Consider the following 23,474-nt stretch of genomic DNA (forward strand, 5'->3'; position numbering starts at 1 on the left):
AATTATGTAGGTCGGCTATGCCGGGGATGATTATAATTTGGTTACGTTAGCGGCTTGTGGTCCACGTGCGCCTTCGACAATGTCGAACTCCACGTCTTGTCCTTCTTCAAGTGTTTTGAAGCCTTCTGTTTGAATTGCGGAAAAATGTACAAATACGTCGCCGCCGTCAGATGTTTCAATGAAACCATAACCTTTTTCTGCGTTAAACCATTTTACTTTACCTTGCATGCACTAACATTCCCTTCGTCATCAAATGAAGTGAAGCTCTCGCCCACATTTCCGACTATACCACCCAAAGTTATCCATTGTCAATTGGAATTGATAATGTTTTCATGTATAGTTATTCCATATATAATACAATGGGTAAATAGTCAACAACTTTGTTCCTTGAACTATTAGAACTTGGACTAAAGTAGACTTACTGATCATGTTTTAAACTATATTTTAGTGCCTGAAACAATAAATTGATAGATTTTTTTGTATAGGTCTTTCTCTTCGTTTAAACTCAATTAGTGACGGCTTTACAAATGTAAAAAAAGCTTTCGTCCACACAATAAAACGTGTTGGGCGAGAGCTTTTTAAATTTATTTCCTACGATCCATCAGAAAGCTATCAGGCGTATAGTTAGTTTCATAAGCACTGCGTTGCGATTTGGCCATATTTCTTTGGACAAGCCAATTTTGGGCTTCCTGTTTTAGCGATTGCATATGCTGATCAATTATTGCATCGTGGCTTAGAATAGACTCTAATTTCTGTTTTTGCTCCGCTGTCATAGGCGTATTTTTCAAGACACTCAGCAGTTTATCCACCTTCATTTGACGAACTTCGACAAAAATCTCAACTTCCTCGTAATTTGTCTCATTCAGTCGAAGTATGAATTGTTGGGTTAGTTGCTCTAATTGAGATAAGGCGTCATTTATCATAGCTTACTGTTCCGTTGACAATGACATACCTGCCGTTAGCTTGTTCACTGCAATCCAAGTTTCACGTAATTCTTGCAGATAACCCAGGACTTCTTCACCTGACTCAATCCTTTTCTTGATATTCGTTTGAATCAATAAATAGTTCATATACTCATATAAAGCATATAAATTTTTGGAAATATCATACGAGTAGTTTAATGTGGACATTAGCTCACTAATAATGGTTTGGGCTTTGACCAAGTTTATATTAGTCTTAACAATATCATTGGATGATATCCCATCAAGCCCGGCCTTTACAAAGCGAATGGCACCGTCATATAACATAATAATGAGCTGCCCCGGAGTAGAGGTCTGCACCGAAGACTGTTTATATTTTTCATAAGGAGATGAGATCAAACGAATCACCCTTTTCTAAACTATTGTAAAAAGCTTGTCAAACTGGACGACTGCGACTGGTACTTGTTCATAGCCGATTCCATAGCCGAAAACTGCTTATAATACCGTTTTTCAGCATCAGCAAGTTTTTTGGTCATCTCTGTAATATCGCTGTTATAGTTTTTAAGCTGCTTTCCCATTATACTGTCAGCCTTTAAGGTCATACTAGCATTTGTATCGAATTTTGATGTACCTGCTTTTTTTACAAACATGTCTAACGTAGTATCAAGCTTACTTCTTAATTCGCTAAAGAGAGGCTTGCTGTTTACAACATCAGACGACCCTTTGAATATATTCAAAACCTTATCCGGATTTGTCGTCAAAGCGGCTTTCAGCTTCTCTTCATTAATTTGTAATTTACCATTTTCGAAATATTGACCTGTAGTAATACCAACCGAACTTAAATCGCCTAATTTACTGGAAATAACCATACGCATAGAAGACACAGCAGAACTTAAAATGGAGTCATTTTTAAGAAGACCACTTTTCGCCTTTTCTTCCCACTGCTTAATTTCATCTTCCTTCATGTCTTTCCTTTGATCGGCTGTCAGTGGAGGAAAATCGCGATACTTTTGTTCACTTAGTTTCGTATTAAACGTACTTAATAGGTCATTATAAGTATCCACAAAAGATTTAATGGTCTCCATAGCTTTTGTTGGATCTGATTGGGTTGTGATTTTAGCTGGTCCAGTAGTTCCAGTAGTCTCTAACAGAGTCAGCGACACTCCATTAACGACAAGGGAGTTCTTATCAGGATTATAAGTTTTAGAACTCGAATCCGCAGTATTCGTTACTATAACTTCTCCCTTCTCAGCCCCCTTTACATCTGTAGAACTAATTTGGAATAAATCCATAAGCGTACTGCTTTTAACCTGCTTATCAGCACCAGTTAATTTAATATTATTGCTATCCCCATAATCTTTAGCTGTAATGGAGAACTTACCACTGATTTCATCAAAAGTCGCTGTTACATTCGCCCCTTCTGAATTGATGCGGCCCATCACTGCAGATATTGTATCGGTTTTTAGAAAAGTGATTGTTTTGTCATTTATATTTAACTCATAAGTATCTGACGCACTACCCCCTGCAATTTGCTCCAATGTGGTACTTTTAGTGGCATCTGCCGTACTGCTGCCCGCTGTACGTAGGCCTGTAGAGGTCTGCATATTGGACATTGTTGCTAACTTGTTGACGACTACAGACATAGGTGTAGAGCTAGCATCAGCATTAGCTTCCGCTTTAATAGCCGTTGTATTACCAGTTAACGTTGCTTTCTGAGTGTTCATTTTGTCAGACTTAGTCATTAAATCGCGCAACTTATCGCTAAACTGAACGATCTTAGTATTTAATTCACGGTAACTATCACGCGTCCACTCTAACGTCTGCTTCTGCTGGTTCAGCTTATTTAATGGAGACTTCTTCGCGGTCATTAAAGAGGTCACCATACTGTCTATATCCATTCCTGAGAAACCATTTATACGCATTTCACTTCCTCCTTATACTTTTTCATCGATAAGAATCCCTGCAATCTCCATCATCTTTGCTACTAAATCAAGGGTCTTTTCAGGAGGAATCTCTCGAATCAATTCCCCAGTGTCTTTATTGAGAACTTTGACCAAGATCTGATGTGTTTTTTCATGCACACTCATTTCTAACGTGGTTGTAGGTCCCTGAAGAGCTTTAACGGCTCTATCTATTGCCTTAATGAGCTGTTCATCCCCCATGGAGAATGAAACTCCCTGCCTTTCGAGCTTGCTTAATTCTGATCCATTTCTCACGGCCTGTATTTGCTGGCTATCCTGATTTGCTATAGCATCGCTATGTTGGCTTACGCCGTTTGCTTTGCCACTCACCGCATTCGTCGAAAGAGAGAATTGCAGATTCATCTTACAACCTCCGATGGGATTATTTATTATATTTATCGGTTCCCAATGCATGAGTTTGAATAGAATGGTTAAAATTGATTACTCTATACATGTGGGTCATTGAAACTGCAACCTTTCATTTCTAACATATAAAATAAAGGTAACCCCCCCAAAAAAAATGTCCGCTTGAGGGTTCTACCTTTATTTCATATGAAAACTAAAGAAGTAATGGCCATTTGTATAGATTAGTTTCATACTGTGCAATATAATTTTCTTTTATCCATCCAAACAATCTGCTTCATATTCAGCAATTTGCCGCTCACACAGTTCCTTTATATCTCTGCCTTGCAAATAACCAGCAACCCATTGAATAGTAGCTTCCAATGCTCTATCCAACTGCCACCTTGGAGCCCAATTAAGCTCCTTCAACGCCTTGGAACAGTCCAGCTTGAGCATATTTGCTTCATGCATACGATCCTGTCTTATTACCTGATACCCAGGGTGCTCATAAGGCCATTTGCTGAGCATCTGTTCGACTATCCATTCAACTGACCTAGCATCAACGTCTCGCGGTCCAAAATTCCAAGCTTGAGCAAAAGCGTCGCCGCCTTCTAGGTATAAGTTTTGGCAAAGCAGTAGATATCCCGATAAGGGCTCAAGCACATGTTGCCAAGGGCGGATAGCCTCAGGATTTCGGATTAAAATTTGTTCTCCATCCGTCAACGCTCTGATCAAGTCAGGGATCAATCGATCTTCAGCCCAATCGCCTCCTCCGATCACATTTCCTGCTCGTGCTGTAGCTACTCTGATATCGGATGATTGAAAAAAGGATCGCCGATATGCTGACGTAATCAGTTCTGAGCACGCTTTACTGCTCGAATAAGGATCATATCCACCTAAAGGTTCATTCTCACGGTATCCCCAATGCCACTCTTGGTTTTCATAACATTTATCTGTTGTTACATTTAAAATCACCCGTACTGAACTACAGGTACGAGCTGCCTCCATTACATTTACCGTTCCCATCACATTCGTTCTATAAGTCTGAACCGGATCTTCATATGACTTTCGGACCAAAGGTTGCGCTGCCATGTGAATGATGATCTCTGGGTTTACCTTATGCAAAGACCGTCTTAGCATCTCTAAATCAGCCACATCACCGATAGTCGATTCCACCAGAACATTCTCTACATTACCTAGCTTAAATAAAGATGGGCTAGTGGGAGCAGGTAAAGAGTAACCTGTCACCTTTGCGCCCATGCTACGAAGCCACAGACTAAGCCAGCTCCCTTTAAATCCTGTATGTCCTGTAAGGAACACATTTTTTCCGGCCCAAAAACTACGATCCACCATGTCTGATTTCATCATAGGTGCTCCTGACTTTTATAAAAGTTCTTTTTGATCAAGGCTATTGTAAAGTAGCCTGATAGTTCATTTGATAGATTCCGAAAGTAGAGTGTAATAATGACTCCAAATATTTCGATTCTAATTCTCTTCCGCCAGTTAGAAACTTAGCCAGATCTTCTACGACTTGATTACTCTCAGAGCTGCGTTCCGGAGCAATATTAATGAAAGAGGTTGGTTCAAAACCATGGATCCTTGCCTGCAAATAAAGCATATCCCGCATATAAATCCTGCGATTGTGCATGGAATTCGAAGAATTGAGCATTTCATATAGTGCCTCTATGCTTATGCTATTGTTAACCATAAAAATTAGCTTTCCGTTAGTATTCATAACCTTGGAGAGATTATGGAAAATGGTATCCAAATCGTCAGAATAACAATCAAGAGGCTTTTCAATATAGACTAAGTCGATCTTACCATTAAGCTCTTCTGGTATATAACGTAAATTATCGAGTAAGAATACATTTTCTGAAATGGAATTTGCATCTACTTCGTACTTCTGTTCTGTTGTACATATAGATAGTTGTGGTTTAATACCATAAGTTGACCATATATGATTTTTAATTTGGAGCAAGGTGGCTCCGCATTTTACATCAACTCCAAGAATAGATTTCACATTAGAAAGCTGACTAAAATCAAACCTCATATAAGCCGCACTCATACGTGCATCCAACCAAGCGTCCAAACCATATTTATCTATAAAAGTTTGTCTTCCTTCTTCTAAGGAATTCGTCTGATGATCACTGGCGGTGGTTAAGCTCCCATAGTGGTGCGTCACTGTGTCCGCACAATAAACGAGCTTGTATCCGGCGCGTCTGATTTTGAAACTGATGTCATCGTCTGAAAATTCACCACGGAAAAAGCGAGTGTCATAATAACCAATCCGATCCAAAAGAGCTGTGGGACAACACAAAACATTGGGCAATAGCACCACACGCTCTTCCCATTTTGTAGGGTCACTTACATTGTATTCTCTAGCCTTTTCTTGAAAATCCTCTTTGGAGGAGAAGGGGATTGGAATTTGCTGCATATTGGATATGAAAGTCGCCCCTGGAGACACATAACCAATTTCAGGATCTGATTCAATACAAATCATTAAATTCTTTAACCAGTTTGGCGCAAAAATAAAATCGTTGCATACCGCAGCAGAATATTTACCTTCTGCCGCCATTAGGCCTATATTGAAGCCTTTCACAACATGCAAGTTATACTTCAAATGGATCACCTTTGCACCAGGAATGGAATCAAAATACTCTTTTGTCCCATCTGTTGAGCCGTTATCCACCAAAATCAATTCGAACTCCACATCGTCTGTGTTCGTTAAAATGCTCTCCACACAATCGCGTGTATAATTAAGATTATTATACGCGACCAAAACGACACTAACTTTACAGTTGGCTTTTTCCCCTAGTGCCGCAATATCACCATGATTAACGATTCCTACTTCTGGATAAAGACGCGGATAGTCCTTCTTGTCAACGAAATCCTCCACGATATAAGCAATTTCAAACTCCAAAATCCGGAACAGAGATCTAACATGAAAGCGAAAATCATATAAAAATCGCTCTACATTTTCATTGATTGCATTCTGTTTAAGATGTTCAATATAGAACATAATATTAGCTTTAATCTCTTTTACACGGTTAGGCACAGACACATTCGACGTGGCATTTTCGAGCGCATACAGCAACTCAACCATATTATCTAATATTATGATGTCGGATAGGTTTAGCTCTCCACGATGGATACAATCTTCCAAATAACAAATGGCCTCATGTCCAGACTGTAAAGTTTCAAGGATCTGTGTTGCTGTATAATTATTCATGTCCGACTCCCTCACACAAAATCATTCCATCGGTACTTATATTAAAGTCTTTCCACTGCTCATCCTTCGAGGAAATAATAAGCCCGTCCTCCAAAGGCCATTCTATTCCAAAGGCTTTATCATTCCAACGAACTCCAGACTCATGAGAAGGAGTATAGTACTCACTGACCATGTAATGAATGCTCGTGTTTTCCGTCAGCGTCTGGTAACCATGAGCAAAACCCTTCGGGACATATAAAGACAAACGGTTTTCCTCAGACAAAGTTAGTCCAAACCATTTTCCGAAGGTAGGGCTTTTACGGTTAAGGTCTATAATAACGTCGTAGATGGCTCCATGAAAGCAAGAGACGATCTTGTCCTCGCAGTAGGGAGGTAGCTGAAAATGCATCCCCCTTAGCGTATTAGGATATCGATTGAATGCCATATTGGATTGAACCATATCAAAATAAATTCCATGCTCAGAAAAAGTTTTTTTGCAAAAGCTTCTGGCAAAATAACCGCGGCTGTCCTGGATAGGCTCCATTTCAATCACCGCTGCCTGATGCAAGGGTGCTGGCTGAACTAACATATTTACTCTCCTTATGGCTTAAAAATATTCCGAGAAGCTTGTAGATAATCTTTAGAAATTGGCATGATTAGTCCAACATCAACTCCCCAAAATATCAGCAGTGTTCTAATGAATCCAAGCTTCATGAGTTGATCTCATATCTGGTGAGAGGAACTTTGAGCATTTACTCAATAACAGTCTCCAACTTGTCGCTAGGCGTGAGGCTGGGATTTTCGTATACGCTAGTAAACTCAAAATGCCCCACAATACCCCGAACGGTTTAGTGCTTGATGAAAAGACTGGCTAAACCGTTTTTCCTCAGGAGACAATCGATTATCTGAAAAAAGCGACTCACCTAAGGCTACTACTCACTTTCCTTGCTAATAAGATTTGATTGATCTTTTATTGTGCATTTTAATCAACTAGCTCTGTAACTCTTCATTTAGTTGGTTCATGTAAATAGGAATTTTTATGTTTTAACAATTTAGGACTAACATCATAACATTTTTTAAAAGAAGTAGAGTTAAGTATTGAAGTATCTTTAACAGCCAGCATATTAAACCCATGAGGAGGTCCTTCAAGAAACACTCTATCTGGAGGAATAATTTCAATCGGTAAATCTGTCATATCAACATTCGAATTGTAATCTCTAATTGCGAAAACTGAGTATCCAAATCCCATCAGATATTGAACTATCTCACTGTTATGAAGACCATTACTCCAATCAACATAGCTCCGGTGTACTTCAAAAACAATGGTTGGTGCCTCCGAAGCTGGAAGATTCAATTGATTTTGAGCTCCCTGTAAAACAAAATATTCTAACCCCTCGATATCAAGCATGATGAGATCGAGTTTTCTTATTTGTTCTCTCTCCAAATAGTCACCAATCGATACCGTAGAAAAAATATCTTTATCCACCTGCATAGTTTCGTTCACAACAGATTCAGCATGAGCAAACGAATCTTCTCCTACAAGACGAAAGGAACTGTCACTCTCTTTCCAAAGCCCCATTCTCCATGCTTTTAAATTATTTAAACCATTAATTTTAGCATTATGATTCAGCATATTGAACTGATCCAAATTCGGTTCGAATGCATGTACAACTCCATTGTTGTTTTTAATTTCGTTAGCTAGCATTATAGCCTGATCACCGAAATAAGCGCCGCCAATTAGGACTTGTTTTAAATTTTTAGACAGCAACAATAATAATTTCGTTGTTTGAGGTTCCCAAACATGATCAGGTACTTCAGGAGTTGACATTAAAAAGTCCCTTGCAATTTTAGTTCTGTAATAAAAATCAAACACCAACCCATTGGAGAGTTTCTTTCTAAATATATTATTTTCATTATAAATAGCATCTAAAATAGGACCTGTTATTTCATCCCTAATACTACCTTGCGGGTAATGCAATAGTTCTTCTATTTCCTTAAACCAAGTCAGTGTTTTACTTCTTAATTCGTCATTTTGTCCAATTAATAGAAGAGCTTGATTTAGCTTATTTAATGATTCCATGAATACCTTCCTTTTACTATAATTTTTATTTGATAAAATATTTAGTAATCCCATGGTTCCTTCATGTCCAACCTAAGGCCATTCTATCCCAAACTCCTGATCATTCCAACGAACCCCAGACATGAGAGGGAGTATGAATTTCATCAACAGATAGTATTAAACTATACCACTTTTCAAACGTATTTTTGACAATAGTGATCAATAATAACGTCATAAACACTGATATTAGTAAACAATTAAACTCATTATCCAGCAAATCATAATTGACAATTCCCTTCTATCAACTCGATAGAAGCACTTTAAGCATTTCATCCACAAACATTTCTATATCATCTGTTGGTAAAATTTCTGGATCGTTATATAAACTTGTAAACTTAAATTGAACGACCTGTTCATTTCCATCTGGGCGAATGATTTGCACAGGAAGATCGAAGTTTTCCAATGCAACCTTTTGGACAAGGTGTGCATAATGCAAAACGCTTATAGTTTCTTTTCCAAAAGCATGTAAAACACGATCAACCGGCCTTTTATTCAATATCCATAGTACTTTTTTACACACATCAGAAATGCCTACAAAATTACGAAGTTGACTTCCAGAGGTTAGAAGAGTTATTTTCTGCTGCTCTACTGCTTCCTTGCAAAATAGAAAAGGTATCAAATTCCACCTCTTGAATCTTTCTATGTTTGCTGGGACTCCAAAAAGATTAGACGGACGGATTATCCATGCATTGATCTCTTTGTTACGATCAAACATTCTAACAGTTTGTTCAGCTGTATAATGTGCTAGTCCGTAGTCATTACTTGGCGTGACGTAAGAATCCTCTCTTAATAGTCCACCTTGTTTACCAAAAACATGAAAACTGGAGATATATATAAAATCACGGATGTTATTACTCTTACAAAAATCGATTGCTGCATGTATTCCAGCTGCATTTTCTGATAAAGCGTGATAAGGGTCATGTCTGTAAAGATCTTCATTTGGTGAAACCGTGTGTATCATCGCATCAATACCAGGATAATTTAAGAGTGATATCTTCGATGGAACCGAGAAATCCATCATAATATCCCCATCCGAATCTCGTGCGGCCGTGATAACTTTATAATTATTATTTTTCAGCAACTGTGCCATGTGAAGCCCTATATAACCATTTGCACCGCTGATTAAGACTGTCTTCACTCTCAAAGATCATCTCCATCTGGTATGATTGGGACATTGAAAAACGACTGGGCCCAAGGTGTTTTAGCCTTTTGAATAGCGTGCTGCCCTGTATCGATATGGCGATAATACAGCGACCTGCTATCCAGATTCCTATTTCTAAGCAAGGCCTGATTTCCAATTGTAACTAGATCCCCCACAGTGCAATTTCCGATAATCGATGACTGAGGAGCCAAGATAACTCCTTTTCCCAGCTTAGGATAGTTTCCATCAATGGCACCTACCGTGCATCCTTGATAACACACAAAAAAATCACTGTAGGATGCTTTGCCCAATACAACACCACCGTGTACGATGAGAAAAATGTTAGGCATATTTGCATCGTACATGCATACTACCCCATTTAAAGCCTTATTTAAATAAAAAAGCTTAGACGCCAACTCAGAATCTTCAAATCTCTTCCATACTGAATTAGACAAAAACCATAAAAACAACGTGTATTGATCTGAATGCAGATGTGAGAAAAATGTACTCCCTTGGTGATGATAGGCTTGTAAGGCTATATGCTGAAAACAGTACTCCGTACGTTCAAGCGCATGATTAAACGAATTTTCAAATAATATATCTTTACATAATAAGTCATTATCAGGATAAAAATTATTCAACTGATGACGAACATAATTCTGCAGATCATCCGTCGTTAAAGTTAGTTTAAACATGCTACTCCACTCCATAGAACTTGTTTTGTTTTATGAATCCAGCCATACTTTCCAGGGAGCCTTCTGCTTCTCCCAAAGCTCATCGAGGATAATTTTTTCACGTATAGTATCCATAGGCTGCCAAAAGCTATGGTGTCTGAAAACGTTCAGTTCCCCATCGCGCGCTAAGTTTTGCAATGGCTCCTGCTCCAAAATTGTTTTTTCCGTGTCTTGAATATACTGGAAAACTTGAGGCTGGCAAACCATAAACCCTCCATTAATCCAACCGCCATCCCCTTTTACTTTTTCAGTAAACCCTGTAACAGACTCACCTTCTAATTCAAGCCGACCAAATCTTCCATCTGGCTGTACGCCGGTAATCGTAGCCAGTTTGCCACTTTCTCTATGACACTTCACCAGTTTCGTAACATTAATATCTGCCAAACCATCGCCATAAGTGAGCATAAATGGATTATTCCCTACATAAGGTTCAATACGTTTTATACGGCTACCAGTCATTGTATTTAAACCCGTCTCGACCAAAGTGACTTTCCATGGCTCAACTGAATTTTGGTGAACTTCTACAGTGTTGCCAGAGGTAAAGTCGTAGGTAATTGCTTCTGACATGTGGCGATAATAATTAGCAAAATACTCTTTAATAATATAACCTTTATAGCCCAAGCAGATAACGAACTCATTATAACCATAATAAGCGTAGGTCTTCATGATATGCCAAAGTATTGGGGCATCACCTATTTCAATCATGGGTTTAGGCCTCAAATGGGATTCTTCGCTAATTCGCGTCCCCCGGCCACCTGCTAAAATAACAACTTTCATCTCCACTCACATCCTTGCTTAGATTTCACCCTGTGTACTCCACCAACCTAAACACATCAACTTAATATTTTTTTCTACTTTCAAGGAAACATTCCAACCATGTATTGAAACTCTCAATAACTCTCGATTCCAGCACAAGAAGAGCTCGCGGAAAATCATTATTATAGGTAACTTGAAAATTTAATAAGGAACTCTTTAACTCATTTGTTTTAATTTTCAAGTCTTTATTATAAAGTTTCTCACAATACGGGATCATTTCTTTCTCCAGCTGATGTGCTGCCTGTATCGTATCCGCAGTAAGAATTTGAAGCATATCTGATTTTCCCTCTGTAATGTTTTTATATATAAATTGAATAGCTTCCTTCATAGAATCAACCAATTGTAAAGTATCCTCTTGATCTACTGAGTCCATTTTTAATAACATATCTTTGTCTTCTTGAGTTATTCTCTTATACCAGACAAGACTTTGATTGAACCGATTATAGGATCTGCCAAAAATATCATCCAAGGCTTTAATTACTCCTGTATGATAACCCTCTATACCGTCTAAATGCTTGTTGTCACCATGCAAAAGATGAGGAGGAAGTTCATCTGCATAACACTCACAATCATGCCCCATTAATAGTCCGCCGACTTTAATTTTTCTTATTCCTTTGATTATATCCTGATAAACATAGTCATACGTATGGTTAGCGTCCACAAAAATAATATCAAAATAATCATCCTGTAGAATGTCCATGCCCACCGTTGAATCGCACACAATAGGCTTTATATTATCGTAAACACCGGTATATCTCATTACACTCTTAAAATGTTCGAATGCATTTTCATAATTTGCAATATTATGGCTTGCTGTATCCGGACTGCCCTGCCACGTATCCATACAGAATAAGATATTACTATCTGAGAATGTTTTGAGACTATTTGCAAAGAAATAACTTGAACATCCGAACCAACTTCCTACCTCTAGAGCCCTGATCTCAGTATGTTTTCCAGCCATTAATTCGTTGTATATAAGACTTGTAAGTGCCACGATATCAATCATGGTAGTTTCGCCGTAAGTGTACTTTTGGATAGTTGAATAGTTTTCCAACATATGAATGTATTCCTGTAGCAGCTTGGGAGAACTTATCGTTGTATGGTTATTATGAATCCCACCGAAATGTAAAACAGTTTCCGAAACATTATTTTGTGTATTTATTAACTTCACTTCATCATTTTGAAATGTTATTTCGATCACTGGAGTTCCCCCATTAATTTAGATGTAATAAAAGATCAAGCTTATCGCATATATTAGTCCAGTTAAAATTAGTTTCTGCGTAATTTTGAATTTCACAACATGTCTGTTCTAGTCTTACATTGTCATTACAAACCTCAAGTAATATTTCAGACAATTTATAAGGGTCATCTATAGGAAATAGAGTTCCATATGCGCTTTCTTTGGTAATATCAAAAGCCGGATCAAGTTCAGTAGAAACGATAAAGCACCCGCTTTTAGCAGCTTCCGTGAAAACTAACGGAAATCCCTCGTATCTCGAAGTCAAACAAAAAACTTTAGCCTGTCTATATTCATTTTCTATAGCCGTCCTATTTTCAATTGGGCCAACAAATTCAATCCTGTCTCTAAGCTCAGGATTTTTAGTGAAAAATTCATGAACATATTGGATGAAATGTTCCTCAACATTTCCTACAAGTTTAAGCTTCCAGTCAGGGATTTCTGAAGCAACTAATTTAAACGCTTCTAATATAATTTCATTGGCTTTTTGGTGAGTTCCAATTCTTCCGACTGTTAAAATAACATTTTCCTTTTCATTAAAACTCACGCTTGGGCTCGAATGGAAATTGTAAAATCCGTTAGGAACATACTCTATTTTTAGGGGCCATTTTTTGTTTAAATAATGGTATAGCTTCTTACTCTCAACACTGATCACATCACACTTTTTAAGCGTCTCCAATAGATTATCCGTTAAGTCAATACTATTCATCCAGTAGACATTGGCGTCTAGCTTTAAATATATTTTCCCTTTCGGATTAAGGGCTTTGTATTTCTCCATCCAACTCAGTGTAAATGGGTAAATTCCCATTAAGAATAATATATCAATCTCTTTCGCTCGTTTTTCGAGGTAATCGTTACCATCTGTTAAGATGTCTCCTCCATTTTCAACAGGATCAATCTTCAAACCCTTAACTTCTGCCTCTATATAAGGGAAATCCTCAATACCATAACATGCTATTGCAGAATCATAATTATGATACTTATGAAGAATAAACGGTATCATTCCGAGATCTTTAGTCAGATGAACATTTAAACATTCTGGCCACAGAGCTACCAGACGAGGTTTAGTTCCTGCTGTAAAATTTTCCATACTAGACTCCTTATTTTGAGCATTATATTATCTATTAAAATTCTGTTTAGACCATGCACATAATGGGAACTTACGATTTATTTGAGTTAGGACAGAATTCTTTGCAATTTGATCATCCACTTTTTCATATAGCTCGTAAGCTCTCTCATACGCCACGTAATCATCACTAATTTCAAGTAGTTTTGTATAAAAGAGCTGTGCATCTTGTATATAATTCGACCTAAGGCAAGCATCACCCAACATTTCAACAATCTTTACATTCCTTGGATATTGTTCAAACAGTTTAACTAATAGATCGATAGCTATCTCGTTGAAACCATAGGCAGCAAGATGCTCACAAACCTTAATTTTTACATCAACGCCACCTTGCCACAAATAATTCGATATTATTTCAAAGGTTTCAAATTCCTGTAATCGAATTAGATGTATCAATGCTCTCTCTAATATATTCTCGAGATGTGATGTTAACTTTACATCTTCAGAAACTTCATTCATCAAAATTTTGTATAAATTTTTTTGTTCCTTTTGACTTAGATTGAGCAGTGATTTGAACCTTCCAAATAGAGTTTCATCTTTGAGGATAATGGATAATAATAAAATGTCCTCCCCATTTTGCTCATCTACATCCGCCATTTTCAACCATAAGGCTTGCGCTCCATTATAATCCCTAGTGTATTGCCGCGCAGTGGCCATGACATTATCTTGAACAGTCACCTTATACTCTGTCAGATATCTTTGCAAGAGGGGGTGTCTCAACTTATACATCACCTCTAATAGCTTCTCTAGCTGTCCACTGTTTGATATTGGATACAATTGTTGCGTAATTGAAAATACTTCTTCTAATGGAACATTTGCTTTCTCTATAATTTTAAAATATTTCCCCATAATCGGTACAAAATCTTTTTTCAGCTTGAAAGCTTCTAAAATATGCTCATAGCTCTTCATCAAATCATTTCGTGATTCATACCATTCTGCAAGTCTGAAATGTGCAATATAGCTGCCGTTGCCTTCAGTGACTGTGATACCTCGATCACCCACTTCAAGGCATTTATTCATTCTCGCTATTGCATCTTTATAGTAATTAATTTCCATATAAAACAGCGCCTGAAGGTGAATTAAATCTACTTCACCAGGATAAATTGTTGTAGCCTCTTGTAATATAATTAGAGCCTCTTCATATCTCTTCAACTCACCTAAACTCCTACATAATGTTGAAATCAACTCCGGAGCAATTGTAAGTTCTTTGCTTAAAGGGTATGCTCTCTGTAAGTACTTGATTGCTTTTTCATGTTCCCCCACCCATGTGTACGTCCTTCCCATATTAAAAAGGTTATAGACAGTGGGATTCTCTTCCACCTCTTTTAACATGAGGGGTAAATTTCTGTTTGCCTTCTCTCTGCTCTTCATCATTTCATCTGTGTAACCAGTATGGAAAATAGTCAGCTCAGCATATGCTTCCTTTAATTTATCTTCTTGTTCCATCGTATTTAAGTGCTCATGAAGACGATTACGATAATGCAAGCCCTTATTGTTAGCAAAAATGCGAATGGCTAAATGGGTTATCCCTCTATCAGATGACATAACATTATATATTTTTGTGAAGTAGTAATCCGCTCCTGATGCGATTTCCTTTTGTAAATTAGCGGATTCCTCAAGATATTCATCGCCGTCAAGTATGAGAATATAATCTGTAGTTGCATATTTAATGGACTCATTTCTGGCAGCTGCAAAATCATTGATCCATTCCATATGATATACATCATTAGTATATTCCTTAGCAATATTAACAGTTTCATCTGTTGAGCCTGTATCGACAATTACAATCTGATTTACTTTATCTTTTACGCTATCAAGACATCTTCTAAGATACTCTTTTTCGTTTTTTACAATCATACATAACGCTATAGTTTTCATCATGCATTCCTCTCATTTCGCATTTACGAATCAGGTTAGTATATATATCGGTTAATTGATAATTATAAGTTAGATTCGACTTATAAAATATGAAGGTAATAACAATTCCTTATATGTAAAATATAAACACAAAAAAACTGCTGAGAATAATCTCAGCAGTTCCATTAATAAACGATTAACGAAGCAATTGAAGTACTGCTTGTGGTTGTTGATTAGCTTGTGCCAACATAGCTTGGGAAGCTTGAGCAAGAATATTGTTTTTCGTTTGGTTCATCATTTCTTTAGCCATGTCTACGTCACGAACACGGGATTCAGCAGCAGACAGGTTCTCGGAAGTAGTTCCCAGATTGTTGATTGTGTGCTCCAAACGGTTTTGGTTTGCACCCAATTTCGCACGCTCAGAGGATACTTTTGTAATAGCCGCGTCCAGAACTGAAATTGCAGCATTGGCACCTGATTGAGTTCCAATTGCAACTGTACTAATACCCAGTGATGCAGCACCCATATTTCCAATAGACAATTTAATATTTTGGTCGATATTAGCACCAATGTGGAACACCGCTCCGCTGACACCAGCGCCGTCCAACAATTTTTTAGTATTGAATTCAGTATCTGTGGAAATACGGTTTACTTCTGTTGTCAATTCCCCTACTTCTTTTTGAAGCTCAGCACGGTCAGCATCAGTATTTGTATCATTCGCAGATTGTACAGCAAGCTCACGAACACGTTGCAGAATGCTGTGTGTTTCGTTCAGTGCGCCTTCAGCTGTTTGAATCAAAGAAATGCCATCTTGAGCATTTTTGGAAGCCATATCCAAACCGCGGATTTGACCACGCATTTTTTCGGAAATTGCCAAACCAGCAGCATCGTCACCAGCACGGTTAATACGAAGACCAGAAGACAGTTTTTCGATTGCTTTGTTTGTGTTAGTAGTGTTTGTGTTCAATTGACGGTGAGTGTTCATTGCAGCGATATTGTGATTGATAATCATTTTAAATTTCCTCCCTGAAGGTAAATGTCCCACATCCATGTGGTTTATTGTTGTTACAGCTATCCGTTGAAGTCGGCCGCCCCTCCGCAATAGCTTGTACTATATATATCGACATTCTCGTCGAACTTTTAATAGCATTTTAGGATTTTTTTTATTTTTCGTTATTTTTATTTATCATCTTGCGCAAAGCATCTAAATTTGACTGCGTATGGGCAGCAGATTCACGATTGGACTCTTGAATGGATAAATAGATTTCTTTGCGAAAGATGTCCATCTGTTTGGGAGCTGAAATTCCTATACGCACTGTATCTCCCTCTACTCCGAGCACCGTCACCTCAATATGATCCTGAATGATAATAGATTCGCCTTTCTTACGCGATAGTACCAGCATGATTATTCACCTTCCTTTGAACGGATGGTTTCGTCTTCCTTAGTGGGTTGCAGTGAATGCCTGGTCGAATACGGAGACTGGTGCAAAACAACCTGCTTGGCTTGCCTATTATCAGGGTTGAATACCAAAGGTGCCAATAGATTGATCGTCGAGTTTTCTACCTGCTCATGTAATGTTAATATGCTGCGTACGACTAAATTAGATTCAATCTCCAGTTCTTCCGTTTCACTATCAGGGAGTTCGAACTCGTATTCAGGATAAAAAATAAATGGGTCCACTAAGACAAAAGATAGTTCCTTCTGCTGAAGAGACTGGAGATAGTAAAAGGGAGCCTCATCCTGATCAAGCAACACAAATTCGGTCGTCTCCTCAAATCCCGGAATTCCTTTTTCAAAACGATATACTTCTTTTTCATTAACTTCAATGTCACCCCATATAGATGTGGATATAATCACTAATATTCCTCCAATATTTAATCAGATATATACATTTTATTATAAAAAAAAGGCTATAGACGGCTTGAATAACCTCTATAACCTTAACTTATTTTACATCGCGACATCAATTTCAGGTGGAATATAGGCCACTGATGGATACTGCTGCATATAAATCTCCAGTTTCCCCCGGGTATACTCAATCTCTGGACGATTAACGGTAACATGCATTTCCGATACAGCAGGTGTATATGTAATATCAGGTGCACGCGTTTCAACACGAATATCGACATTATCCATAGATGCTGGACCCCTAAATTCAGGAAGCACATGCGTTCCAGTATCCTCTCCAAAAACATTAGCTACCGTATTCCCAGGAATGTGAATATCCGCCATTCGGTTACCTTGCTCCACTTTATGCGCAAGAGCTTGTAAAAAAATCTGTGGCACCCCTGAATAAATTCGATTATTCATCTCAAGGTAATTTCCACCGTTATAGGCAGAGAAGGCTGCACTTTGATCTATGGTCAGCTGTGGCTTATACTGGTGAATTTCCAGTTGAGCACGTCGTGTCGTTAATTCCATATCTGCCGAGGGCTGTCGAATCGAATACTGCCCTGGGTCAGCATCAATGTGCAGGATAGCCGGAGTTTGCCGGATCTGAAGCGTCGGAATGATGGACATCTTTCCCCCTCCTTAGACTATCTTAAGAAATCAACTAATGATGCGGATATTATTTTAGCTCCAGCTGACAAAGAAGCATTGTAAATATTCTCTTGGATCTTGGAATTCATTAAAAGCTCAGCGTAATCCGCATCTTCCGTTTTAGACTGCAAGTCCGTTAAGTTTACTTCCAGATCGCTTAAACGGTTTTGCATTAGCTCAACGCGGTTGGATTTAGCCCCCATTTCCGACCGGACCTTCAGCATTTTGTCCATACGCGTATCAATATTGGCCAGTTGATCCCCACTTGCTTTAATATCACCACTTGCCAAAGCCGCAGATAGCTGATTAAAAATAGTAAATAAATTATCGGTATCCGCGCTTGTTCCTACGACTTCATTGCCAGTAACATTAATAGGCAAAGCTACATTTTCACCTACTATAAAATTAACATTACCTGTATCCGTAGCAATTAATGCTGCTCCAGACGTATCATGCGTATTATCAGCATTCAAAGGGAAGTCATAAGGCTTCTTGTCGTAGGTCTGACCATTGAATATATATTTTCCGTTCAATTGGCTGTTCACAACATCAATCATTTGTTCCTTAAGCTGACCAATTTCTTTGTTGATACTGTCCAGCGCAGATTGTGGATTAGTTCCCGTAGAGGCCTGTACTGTAAGTTCACGTACTCTTTGCATAATTTGTCCTGCCTGATCCATGACCGTATCATTAAAATCAAGCCAAGACACTGCGCTGTCCACATTCCGTTGGTATTGTTCATTTGAAGACAATTCAGAGCGGTACCTTAAGGAATAGGTAATCCCTACAGGATCATCAGAGGGCTTGTTCAGCTTACGTCCGGTAGCCATCTGGTTCTGCGTATTATTCATACGCTCAGAATTTCGATTCAAATTCAGCAAAAGCTGTGAGCTTAGCATATTGTTAGTAACTCGCATAATTATATCCCTCCGTAATTAAATACCCTTGTATACAGACTAAGATATTTAATCCCCATTCTTATCTTCCAACTACACCTGTGGAATTAATTAATTTATCCAATAACTGATCGAATGTGGTCATAAACCGAGCAGCGGCGCTGTAGGCATGCTGAAACTTGATCATATTGGACATTTCTTCATCCAGTGAAACACCACTCACAGACTGGCGCATAGTTTCTACCTGAGATACGAGGGCTGTCGAGTTTTGTGTCTGTCTTGTTGCTTCTTGAGCCTCTATACCCAACTGACCAACCATAGAACTGAAAAAGCTATCAATAGTAGCCGTGTTCCCTGTAGAAACTGAAGTGAAATTGCTTAATTTCAAATTGGACATCAAGGATGCCAATGTGTTATTACCCTTAACCAATTCCTCATTAGGAGCAGTGCCTGTTACCCGAAGGGATGCTGCAATAGCGTTAGGATTATCTACTATAGCAGTGTTTAACGTGATATTACCTGCTGTTATTGTCCCACCATTATTTGAAGTTACAAAAAAAGGTTTACCCGCAACCATATTACCGTTAGCATCTTTATCTTCTTGGGTATAACCCAGTTGATGCAAACCATTAAGACCTTTAACTGTAACTGTTAAATCCGATTGAAGTGTTCGGCTGGTCCCAGTATAAGTCACTCCATTCAGTACAGTGCCTTCTGGCAATACTGAGCCTTTAGGTAGCGTTACAGAAATATCACCGTTTGCCAATGTATTAGCAAGGTTATCCATTTGCGCAGTATAATCTGCTACAAATTGATCTCTGGAGATGATCATTCCATGTACTTCTCCACCTTGTAAATCATTGGAGGCAAAAGCGGCTTGTAAAAAAGCGCCGTTAATTCCAGTAGTCGGTGCAAACCCAGTTACTAATGCTTGACCACCCATATTAACGTTGTAGCCTTGATCAGTATCAGTTACCGTGACATTAACGATTTTTGAAATTTTATCGACGATCAAATCCCGCTGGTCACGAAGGTCATTAGCGTTATCTCCCAAGCCTTCAATTTTAGTAATTGATTGATTCAGGTCCGCTATGGAATTCACATAACTTTGTAGCTCGCTAGACTTAGCCTCCACATTTGAGGTTAAATCCGCAGATAGATTGCTTAACTGTTTACTCATATGATTCATTGCATCAGTCAATGCAAGTGCATTTTCTTTTACAATAGTTCGTGCAGTTACACTTTCTGGGTCTTTGCTTAAATCAGACCAAGATTTATAAAAGTTATCCAAAACCTTGCGAATCCCTGTATCGGACGGCTCATTCATAATCTGTTGTAGCTTATCAAGTGTGTTACTCCGAATCGTCCAACTGCCCAACTCAGTATTTTCTCCACGATACTGACTGTCCAAGAACTTCTCACGAATGCGTTCAATAGCATCAAATTCAACACCTGTTCCCAACTGACCAGGTACATTAGAACGGTTAATACCATAAGCCTCCATGGGTATAGAAGCTCTCATCTTAACTGTTTGCCGTGTATAGCCTTCTGTGTTGGCATTAGCTATGTTATGTCCTGTTGTATTTAAAGCTGCCGTTTGTGTATAAAGGCTTCTTTTGGCTGTTTCTATGGAATGAAATGTGGATGGCACTCTATTTTCCTCCTCGGCTCAAGCCTTAGTGTCGAACAATCCAGGTCGTGCGAGTTGATTACTTTTCTGATCTGGATGCATATACGTCATCTCCTGATTAGGACGACCTACAAGTAGATCTAACGAGTAGTCAATAAACACCAACGATTGCTCGATGAGCTTTTGATTGATTGCATTAATTTCCTTTAATTCTGAAAGGGTGTGGGATAAGCGGCTCTGGACACTGAGGAGTTTGTTCTTATCTTCAGGATCAAAAACAAGCCGTGCCAGCTCAGTTATAGTCAAATTAAGCTGAGACTTAATACCACGTTCACGAAGAAGCTCATACGAAACCTCCATACGAGCTTCCTCCAGCTGTTCCACCTGTTTAAGGAGCCTGGATTCCTGGTTCAAATGCTGAACCAGGCTATCCATATCATTTTCCATAACAATCTTTTTTTTACTTTTTGCTAGTTCTAGCAAGATAAGATGCTTTTGGTCTAGCTGCTCCAGCACATCAATCAATCGCTCTAAAGGCATACTCCTTCACCTAGCTTTCAGAAGACTGCTTGAAGTAAGGTAACAGTTTCTCTGCAATTTTATCGGCATCCACACGATAGGTTCCAGAAGCTACTTGCTGCTTAAGCTCCTGAATTTTCTTAACACGGTCTGCATCACTGCTGCGGTTCAGCATTTCCATTGCTTCCGGAGAAATCGAAACCTCATCCTTGCGGCGGGACTTCTTAAGCTCCTCTTGACGTCCTGTTTCAATATTTCGCTGATATGGATTAATAGCTCCGATGCGGTTGGTCTCGTTAATTTTCATAACTTCCACCTTCCTTAGTTATTTGATATGGTCAGAATGTATCAGACGACATAGCGTCGAACATGGTTCGTATTATGCCTGACTTCTTTATTTTGTGCATGTTGCTAAAAATAAAAAAACCGATAAGCTCTATAAAGATTATCGGCGGTATTTGAAACTTTTTGAATAGCTGAATGCGTTTTTAATTCCCCTGTACTACTTTCCACGAAGTTTATCAATCGCGCTGTAGGTACCTGAGCCCATATTATTACTTTGATCCTGATTACTACTTTCGCGTACAGCCTGATGCAGGTCTTTAGTCAGACGTGTTCGACAAGAATCGCACATATGCCCTTCACGAATCGGTATCCCGCATACCTCGCAAGGATACGTCATATTAGGCGCATTAGCAATGGAAATACGTCCCTCACGTATAAATGTCGTGATTTGCTTTACAGATACCTCAGTAGCCTCTGAAAGCTCATGCATATGAATGCCCTTATTTTCACGTATATGTTTGACACAGCGTTCGTATTCAATTTCAATTTCTTTAATACAGTTTTGACAGATTCCCCTGACGTTCTTAATAAACAGCTTTCCACAGCGAGGACAGTTATCCAAATTCATCCTCTGTAGCGCCCCTTTCCAATTTCCGATCTTTAATTACTTTTATCCTTACATTAACTTATAATGAAGAGCCTCGTCTAGCAAATATTTCAAAAAAGATTTTCAGATTTTACACAATTGCACATTTTATAAGTTATCATATTTAAAAGTATAAGAGAGAATGATCCATCAGTAATAGTTTCTCTATATTTATATGCATCAATATGCAATGACATAAAAATAAAGAAAGCCCATGAAAGCTAATAGTCAGCCTAATGCATGTATCTATTTATCGTCAAACATTACACCGTACTTTAGATAGAAAATAAAATAAGCGCCATTCCAGTTATTTTCGGGAATAGCGCTTCATTATACAATTAAAATAGCTATATATGAATATGAGTAAAGGTAGAAATTATCAAGATGAGGGAAAAACCGGGCGAAACAATCCTCAGAAGAATTCATGTTCACCTGTGCCCCGAATGACATCAAGGAAATCCTGTAAATCCGGGGGAACGGCGCCCATACGAATGCTCCGCACATGGAGTGTGGGTATTCATAAATCTCATGGACCTAACATCATCTCAACTTATAACCTATCTGAAAACAAGCTAGATGCATCAGTGGAAATATGCAGCCCAAAAAAACAAGCTATTTCACAAATAATTATTCAAAAAAGCATTGTTTTAATAGAGGCCTTCCCGTATACTATAGTCAAACGCTTGGTTTAAAAAACACACTTCATTATACATTTATAATGATAATTATTTATTTGTGTTTGTTTGCGGTACTTGCAGTTCTTGGCCTGCTTTAATCAGGTTGTTAATTTTAACCAGTTCCTCAACAGTTACACCGTATTTTTCAGCAATAGAAGTCAGTGTTTCGCCCTCTTGAACATTTACAGTGATTGTATTTACAGTTGCTGGTGTTTCAGTTGTTGTAGTCGTTGCTGGTTTTGTGGTTGTTGTTTGATTGTTGTTCTCAGTAGCTGGTTGAGCTGGTGTTGTAGTTGTTGCTTTTTCAGTAGTTTCAGTTCCAAAAAGTTTTGTTTCAAATGCTTTTTGAGCTTCATCTTGTTGCTTAATGATCAGTTGTTCTTCAGCATGATCCCTGTTGCTATCTGCGTTGGATTTTGCCATTACTTGACCTGTTGCAAGTGGGCTCAACAAAGATACTGCACCTAAACTAACTGCCAGCATGCTAGATACTGCTACTTTTTTCATTACGTTTTTCATGATTTGTTCTCTCCTCTTTTTAGCTTTAAATTTTAATTAACTGCTTTACTACCGAGCGAGACACTCCCAATGTCCGCTCTTTAGTCATTAGCTAATCACTTATTACCAATCATGTTAGCTATCAACAGATAGAAATTGTACTCCTCTTTTCCAAAAAAATCAACCTCTAAATTGAAATATTCTGTTTTCATCCCTCACTTCCTTACTTTTTGTTTGTCTCTATATTTTTTATTATATACCTCTCTCTAGCTCGTTGTCAAATCCTGCTGATTGTACGGCTTAAAAGACTTTTGCTCTAT

The 23,474-nt window shown here is 38.3% G+C and carries 25 protein-coding genes; all 25 read right to left on the reverse strand.

Features of this window, described 5'->3' with window-relative positions; all coding sequences use genetic code 11:
• Positions 1–30: 30 nt before the first annotated feature.
• Positions 31–228 (reverse strand): cold shock domain-containing protein, encoded by a 198-nt coding sequence (locus tag ACWGXJ_RS22565; RefSeq protein WP_013312263.1) that lies wholly within the window; start codon positions 226–228, stop codon positions 31–33.
• A 356-nt stretch (positions 229–584) separates the two neighbouring features.
• A complete protein-coding gene (locus tag ACWGXJ_RS22570; protein WP_235306480.1) occupies positions 585–923 on the reverse strand; it encodes a hypothetical protein in 339 nt (112 codons plus the stop codon).
• 3 nt (positions 924–926) lie between these two features.
• A complete protein-coding gene (fliS, locus tag ACWGXJ_RS22575; RefSeq protein ID WP_235306481.1) occupies positions 927–1,319 on the reverse strand; it encodes a flagellar export chaperone FliS in 393 nt (130 codons plus the stop codon).
• Positions 1,320–1,339: 20 nt separating this feature from the next.
• Positions 1,340–2,842 carry a flagellar filament capping protein FliD gene (gene fliD, locus ACWGXJ_RS22580; protein WP_250266794.1) on the reverse strand — a complete coding sequence of 501 codons (1,503 nt, stop codon included), beginning with the start codon at positions 2,840–2,842 and terminating at the stop codon, positions 1,340–1,342.
• Positions 2,843–2,854: 12 nt separating this feature from the next.
• Complete coding sequence (locus ACWGXJ_RS22585) at positions 2,855–3,244, reverse strand: flagellar protein FlaG (RefSeq protein ID WP_165146235.1); 390 nt, start codon at positions 3,242–3,244, stop codon at positions 2,855–2,857.
• 255 nt (positions 3,245–3,499) lie between these two features.
• Positions 3,500–4,591, reverse strand: coding sequence for a CDP-glucose 4,6-dehydratase (rfbG, locus tag ACWGXJ_RS22590; protein ID WP_235306483.1), 1,092 nt, complete (start codon positions 4,589–4,591; stop codon positions 3,500–3,502).
• 40 nt (positions 4,592–4,631) lie between these two features.
• Positions 4,632–6,452 carry a glycosyltransferase family 2 protein gene (locus tag ACWGXJ_RS22595; RefSeq protein ID WP_235306484.1) on the reverse strand — a complete coding sequence of 607 codons (1,821 nt, stop codon included), beginning with the start codon at positions 6,450–6,452 and terminating at the stop codon, positions 4,632–4,634.
• Positions 6,445–7,020, reverse strand: a complete 576-nt coding sequence (gene rfbC, locus ACWGXJ_RS22600) for a dTDP-4-dehydrorhamnose 3,5-epimerase (protein ID WP_235306485.1) — start codon at positions 7,018–7,020, stop codon at positions 6,445–6,447. The genes ACWGXJ_RS22595 and rfbC overlap by 8 nt, the downstream gene beginning before the upstream one ends.
• 417 nt (positions 7,021–7,437) lie before the next feature.
• A complete protein-coding gene (locus tag ACWGXJ_RS22605; RefSeq protein WP_235306486.1) occupies positions 7,438–8,511 on the reverse strand; it encodes an FkbM family methyltransferase in 1,074 nt (357 codons plus the stop codon).
• Between the two features lie 280 nt (positions 8,512–8,791).
• Positions 8,792–9,688: an NAD-dependent epimerase/dehydratase family protein gene (locus ACWGXJ_RS22610; RefSeq protein ID WP_250268972.1), complete on the reverse strand. Its 897-nt coding sequence runs from the start codon at positions 9,686–9,688 to the stop codon at positions 8,792–8,794.
• Between the two features lie 2 nt (positions 9,689–9,690).
• Positions 9,691–10,386 (reverse strand): LbetaH domain-containing protein, encoded by a 696-nt coding sequence (locus ACWGXJ_RS22615; protein WP_250266796.1) that lies wholly within the window; start codon positions 10,384–10,386, stop codon positions 9,691–9,693.
• A gap of 30 nt (positions 10,387–10,416) precedes the next feature.
• Positions 10,417–11,202: a glucose-1-phosphate cytidylyltransferase gene (gene rfbF / locus ACWGXJ_RS22620; RefSeq protein WP_250266797.1), complete on the reverse strand. Its 786-nt coding sequence runs from the start codon at positions 11,200–11,202 to the stop codon at positions 10,417–10,419.
• Positions 11,203–11,263: 61 nt separating this feature from the next.
• Positions 11,264–12,442, reverse strand: coding sequence for a class I SAM-dependent methyltransferase (locus ACWGXJ_RS22625; RefSeq protein WP_250266798.1), 1,179 nt, complete (start codon positions 12,440–12,442; stop codon positions 11,264–11,266).
• Between the two features lie 13 nt (positions 12,443–12,455).
• Positions 12,456–13,568, reverse strand: a complete 1,113-nt coding sequence (locus ACWGXJ_RS22630; RefSeq protein WP_250266799.1) for a glycosyltransferase — start codon at positions 13,566–13,568, stop codon at positions 12,456–12,458.
• 27 nt (positions 13,569–13,595) lie between these two features.
• Positions 13,596–15,485 carry a glycosyltransferase gene (locus ACWGXJ_RS22635; protein WP_452567634.1) on the reverse strand — a complete coding sequence of 630 codons (1,890 nt, stop codon included), beginning with the start codon at positions 15,483–15,485 and terminating at the stop codon, positions 13,596–13,598.
• 172 nt (positions 15,486–15,657) lie between these two features.
• Complete coding sequence (locus ACWGXJ_RS22640; RefSeq protein ID WP_250266801.1) at positions 15,658–16,473, reverse strand: flagellin N-terminal helical domain-containing protein; 816 nt, start codon at positions 16,471–16,473, stop codon at positions 15,658–15,660.
• A 151-nt stretch (positions 16,474–16,624) separates the two neighbouring features.
• Positions 16,625–16,864 carry a carbon storage regulator CsrA gene (gene csrA / locus ACWGXJ_RS22645; protein WP_029514583.1) on the reverse strand — a complete coding sequence of 80 codons (240 nt, stop codon included), beginning with the start codon at positions 16,862–16,864 and terminating at the stop codon, positions 16,625–16,627.
• Between the two features lie 2 nt (positions 16,865–16,866).
• Positions 16,867–17,319 (reverse strand): flagellar assembly protein FliW, encoded by a 453-nt coding sequence (fliW, locus tag ACWGXJ_RS22650; RefSeq protein WP_250266802.1) that lies wholly within the window; start codon positions 17,317–17,319, stop codon positions 16,867–16,869.
• A 93-nt stretch (positions 17,320–17,412) separates the two neighbouring features.
• Positions 17,413–17,982: a DUF6470 family protein gene (locus ACWGXJ_RS22655; protein ID WP_250266803.1), complete on the reverse strand. Its 570-nt coding sequence runs from the start codon at positions 17,980–17,982 to the stop codon at positions 17,413–17,415.
• 17 nt (positions 17,983–17,999) lie between these two features.
• Complete coding sequence (gene flgL / locus ACWGXJ_RS22660) at positions 18,000–18,920, reverse strand: flagellar hook-associated protein FlgL (protein WP_250266804.1); 921 nt, start codon at positions 18,918–18,920, stop codon at positions 18,000–18,002.
• A 61-nt stretch (positions 18,921–18,981) separates the two neighbouring features.
• Entirely contained in the window at positions 18,982–20,550 is a 1,569-nt protein-coding gene (gene flgK / locus ACWGXJ_RS22665; RefSeq protein WP_452567635.1) for a flagellar hook-associated protein FlgK, read from the reverse strand.
• An 18-nt stretch (positions 20,551–20,568) separates the two neighbouring features.
• A complete protein-coding gene (locus tag ACWGXJ_RS22670; protein ID WP_235306498.1) occupies positions 20,569–21,069 on the reverse strand; it encodes a flagellar protein FlgN in 501 nt (166 codons plus the stop codon).
• Between the two features lie 10 nt (positions 21,070–21,079).
• On the reverse strand, positions 21,080–21,355 hold the full coding sequence (gene flgM, locus ACWGXJ_RS22675) for a flagellar biosynthesis anti-sigma factor FlgM (protein WP_039271505.1): 276 nt from the start codon (positions 21,353–21,355) through the stop codon (positions 21,080–21,082).
• Positions 21,356–21,550: 195 nt separating this feature from the next.
• Positions 21,551–21,961 carry a TIGR03826 family flagellar region protein gene (locus ACWGXJ_RS22680; protein WP_044648603.1) on the reverse strand — a complete coding sequence of 137 codons (411 nt, stop codon included), beginning with the start codon at positions 21,959–21,961 and terminating at the stop codon, positions 21,551–21,553.
• A 743-nt stretch (positions 21,962–22,704) separates the two neighbouring features.
• The gene (locus tag ACWGXJ_RS22685) at positions 22,705–23,175 is read right to left on the reverse strand and encodes a LysM peptidoglycan-binding domain-containing protein (protein WP_452567636.1); all 471 of its coding nucleotides are present in this window, start codon (positions 23,173–23,175) and stop codon (positions 22,705–22,707) included.
• Positions 23,176–23,474: the final 299 nt, after the last annotated feature.

It is taken from the genome of Paenibacillus sp. S33 (assembly GCF_053615415.1).

What these genes read in the sequence shown, in the direction of transcription:
- ACWGXJ_RS22565 (WP_013312263.1), bottom strand. Translation starts at nt 228, where the DNA reads ATGCAAGGTAAAGTAAAATGGTTTAACGCAGAAAAAGGTTATGGTTTC.
- ACWGXJ_RS22570 (WP_235306480.1), bottom strand. Translation starts at nt 923, where the DNA reads ATGATAAATGACGCCTTATCTCAATTAGAGCAACTAACCCAACAATTC.
- fliD (WP_250266794.1), bottom strand. Translation starts at nt 2,842, where the DNA reads ATGCGTATAAATGGTTTCTCAGGAATGGATATAGACAGTATGGTGACC.
- ACWGXJ_RS22585 (WP_165146235.1), bottom strand. Translation starts at nt 3,244, where the DNA reads ATGAATCTGCAATTCTCTCTTTCGACGAATGCGGTGAGTGGCAAAGCA.
- rfbG (WP_235306483.1), bottom strand. Translation starts at nt 4,591, where the DNA reads ATGATGAAATCAGACATGGTGGATCGTAGTTTTTGGGCCGGAAAAAAT.
- ACWGXJ_RS22595 (WP_235306484.1), bottom strand. Translation starts at nt 6,452, where the DNA reads ATGAATAATTATACAGCAACACAGATCCTTGAAACTTTACAGTCTGGA.
- rfbC (WP_235306485.1), bottom strand. Translation starts at nt 7,020, where the DNA reads ATGTTAGTTCAGCCAGCACCCTTGCATCAGGCAGCGGTGATTGAAATG.
- ACWGXJ_RS22605 (WP_235306486.1), bottom strand. Translation starts at nt 8,511, where the DNA reads ATGGAATCATTAAATAAGCTAAATCAAGCTCTTCTATTAATTGGACAA.
- ACWGXJ_RS22615 (WP_250266796.1), bottom strand. Translation starts at nt 10,386, where the DNA reads ATGTTTAAACTAACTTTAACGACGGATGATCTGCAGAATTATGTTCGT.
- rfbF (WP_250266797.1), bottom strand. Translation starts at nt 11,202, where the DNA reads ATGAAAGTTGTTATTTTAGCAGGTGGCCGGGGGACGCGAATTAGCGAA.
- ACWGXJ_RS22630 (WP_250266799.1), bottom strand. Translation starts at nt 13,568, where the DNA reads ATGGAAAATTTTACAGCAGGAACTAAACCTCGTCTGGTAGCTCTGTGG.
- ACWGXJ_RS22635 (WP_452567634.1), bottom strand. Translation starts at nt 15,485, where the DNA reads ATGATGAAAACTATAGCGTTATGTATGATTGTAAAAAACGAAAAAGAG.
- ACWGXJ_RS22640 (WP_250266801.1), bottom strand. Translation starts at nt 16,473, where the DNA reads ATGATTATCAATCACAATATCGCTGCAATGAACACTCACCGTCAATTG.
- csrA (WP_029514583.1), bottom strand. Translation starts at nt 16,864, where the DNA reads ATGCTGGTACTATCGCGTAAGAAAGGCGAATCTATTATCATTCAGGAT.
- ACWGXJ_RS22655 (WP_250266803.1), bottom strand. Translation starts at nt 17,982, where the DNA reads ATGTCCATCATTCCGACGCTTCAGATCCGGCAAACTCCGGCTATCCTG.
- flgL (WP_250266804.1), bottom strand. Translation starts at nt 18,920, where the DNA reads ATGCGAGTTACTAACAATATGCTAAGCTCACAGCTTTTGCTGAATTTG.
- ACWGXJ_RS22670 (WP_235306498.1), bottom strand. Translation starts at nt 21,069, where the DNA reads ATGCCTTTAGAGCGATTGATTGATGTGCTGGAGCAGCTAGACCAAAAG.
- flgM (WP_039271505.1), bottom strand. Translation starts at nt 21,355, where the DNA reads ATGAAAATTAACGAGACCAACCGCATCGGAGCTATTAATCCATATCAG.
- ACWGXJ_RS22680 (WP_044648603.1), bottom strand. Translation starts at nt 21,961, where the DNA reads ATGAATTTGGATAACTGTCCTCGCTGTGGAAAGCTGTTTATTAAGAAC.
- ACWGXJ_RS22685 (WP_452567636.1), bottom strand. Translation starts at nt 23,175, where the DNA reads ATGAAAAACGTAATGAAAAAAGTAGCAGTATCTAGCATGCTGGCAGTT.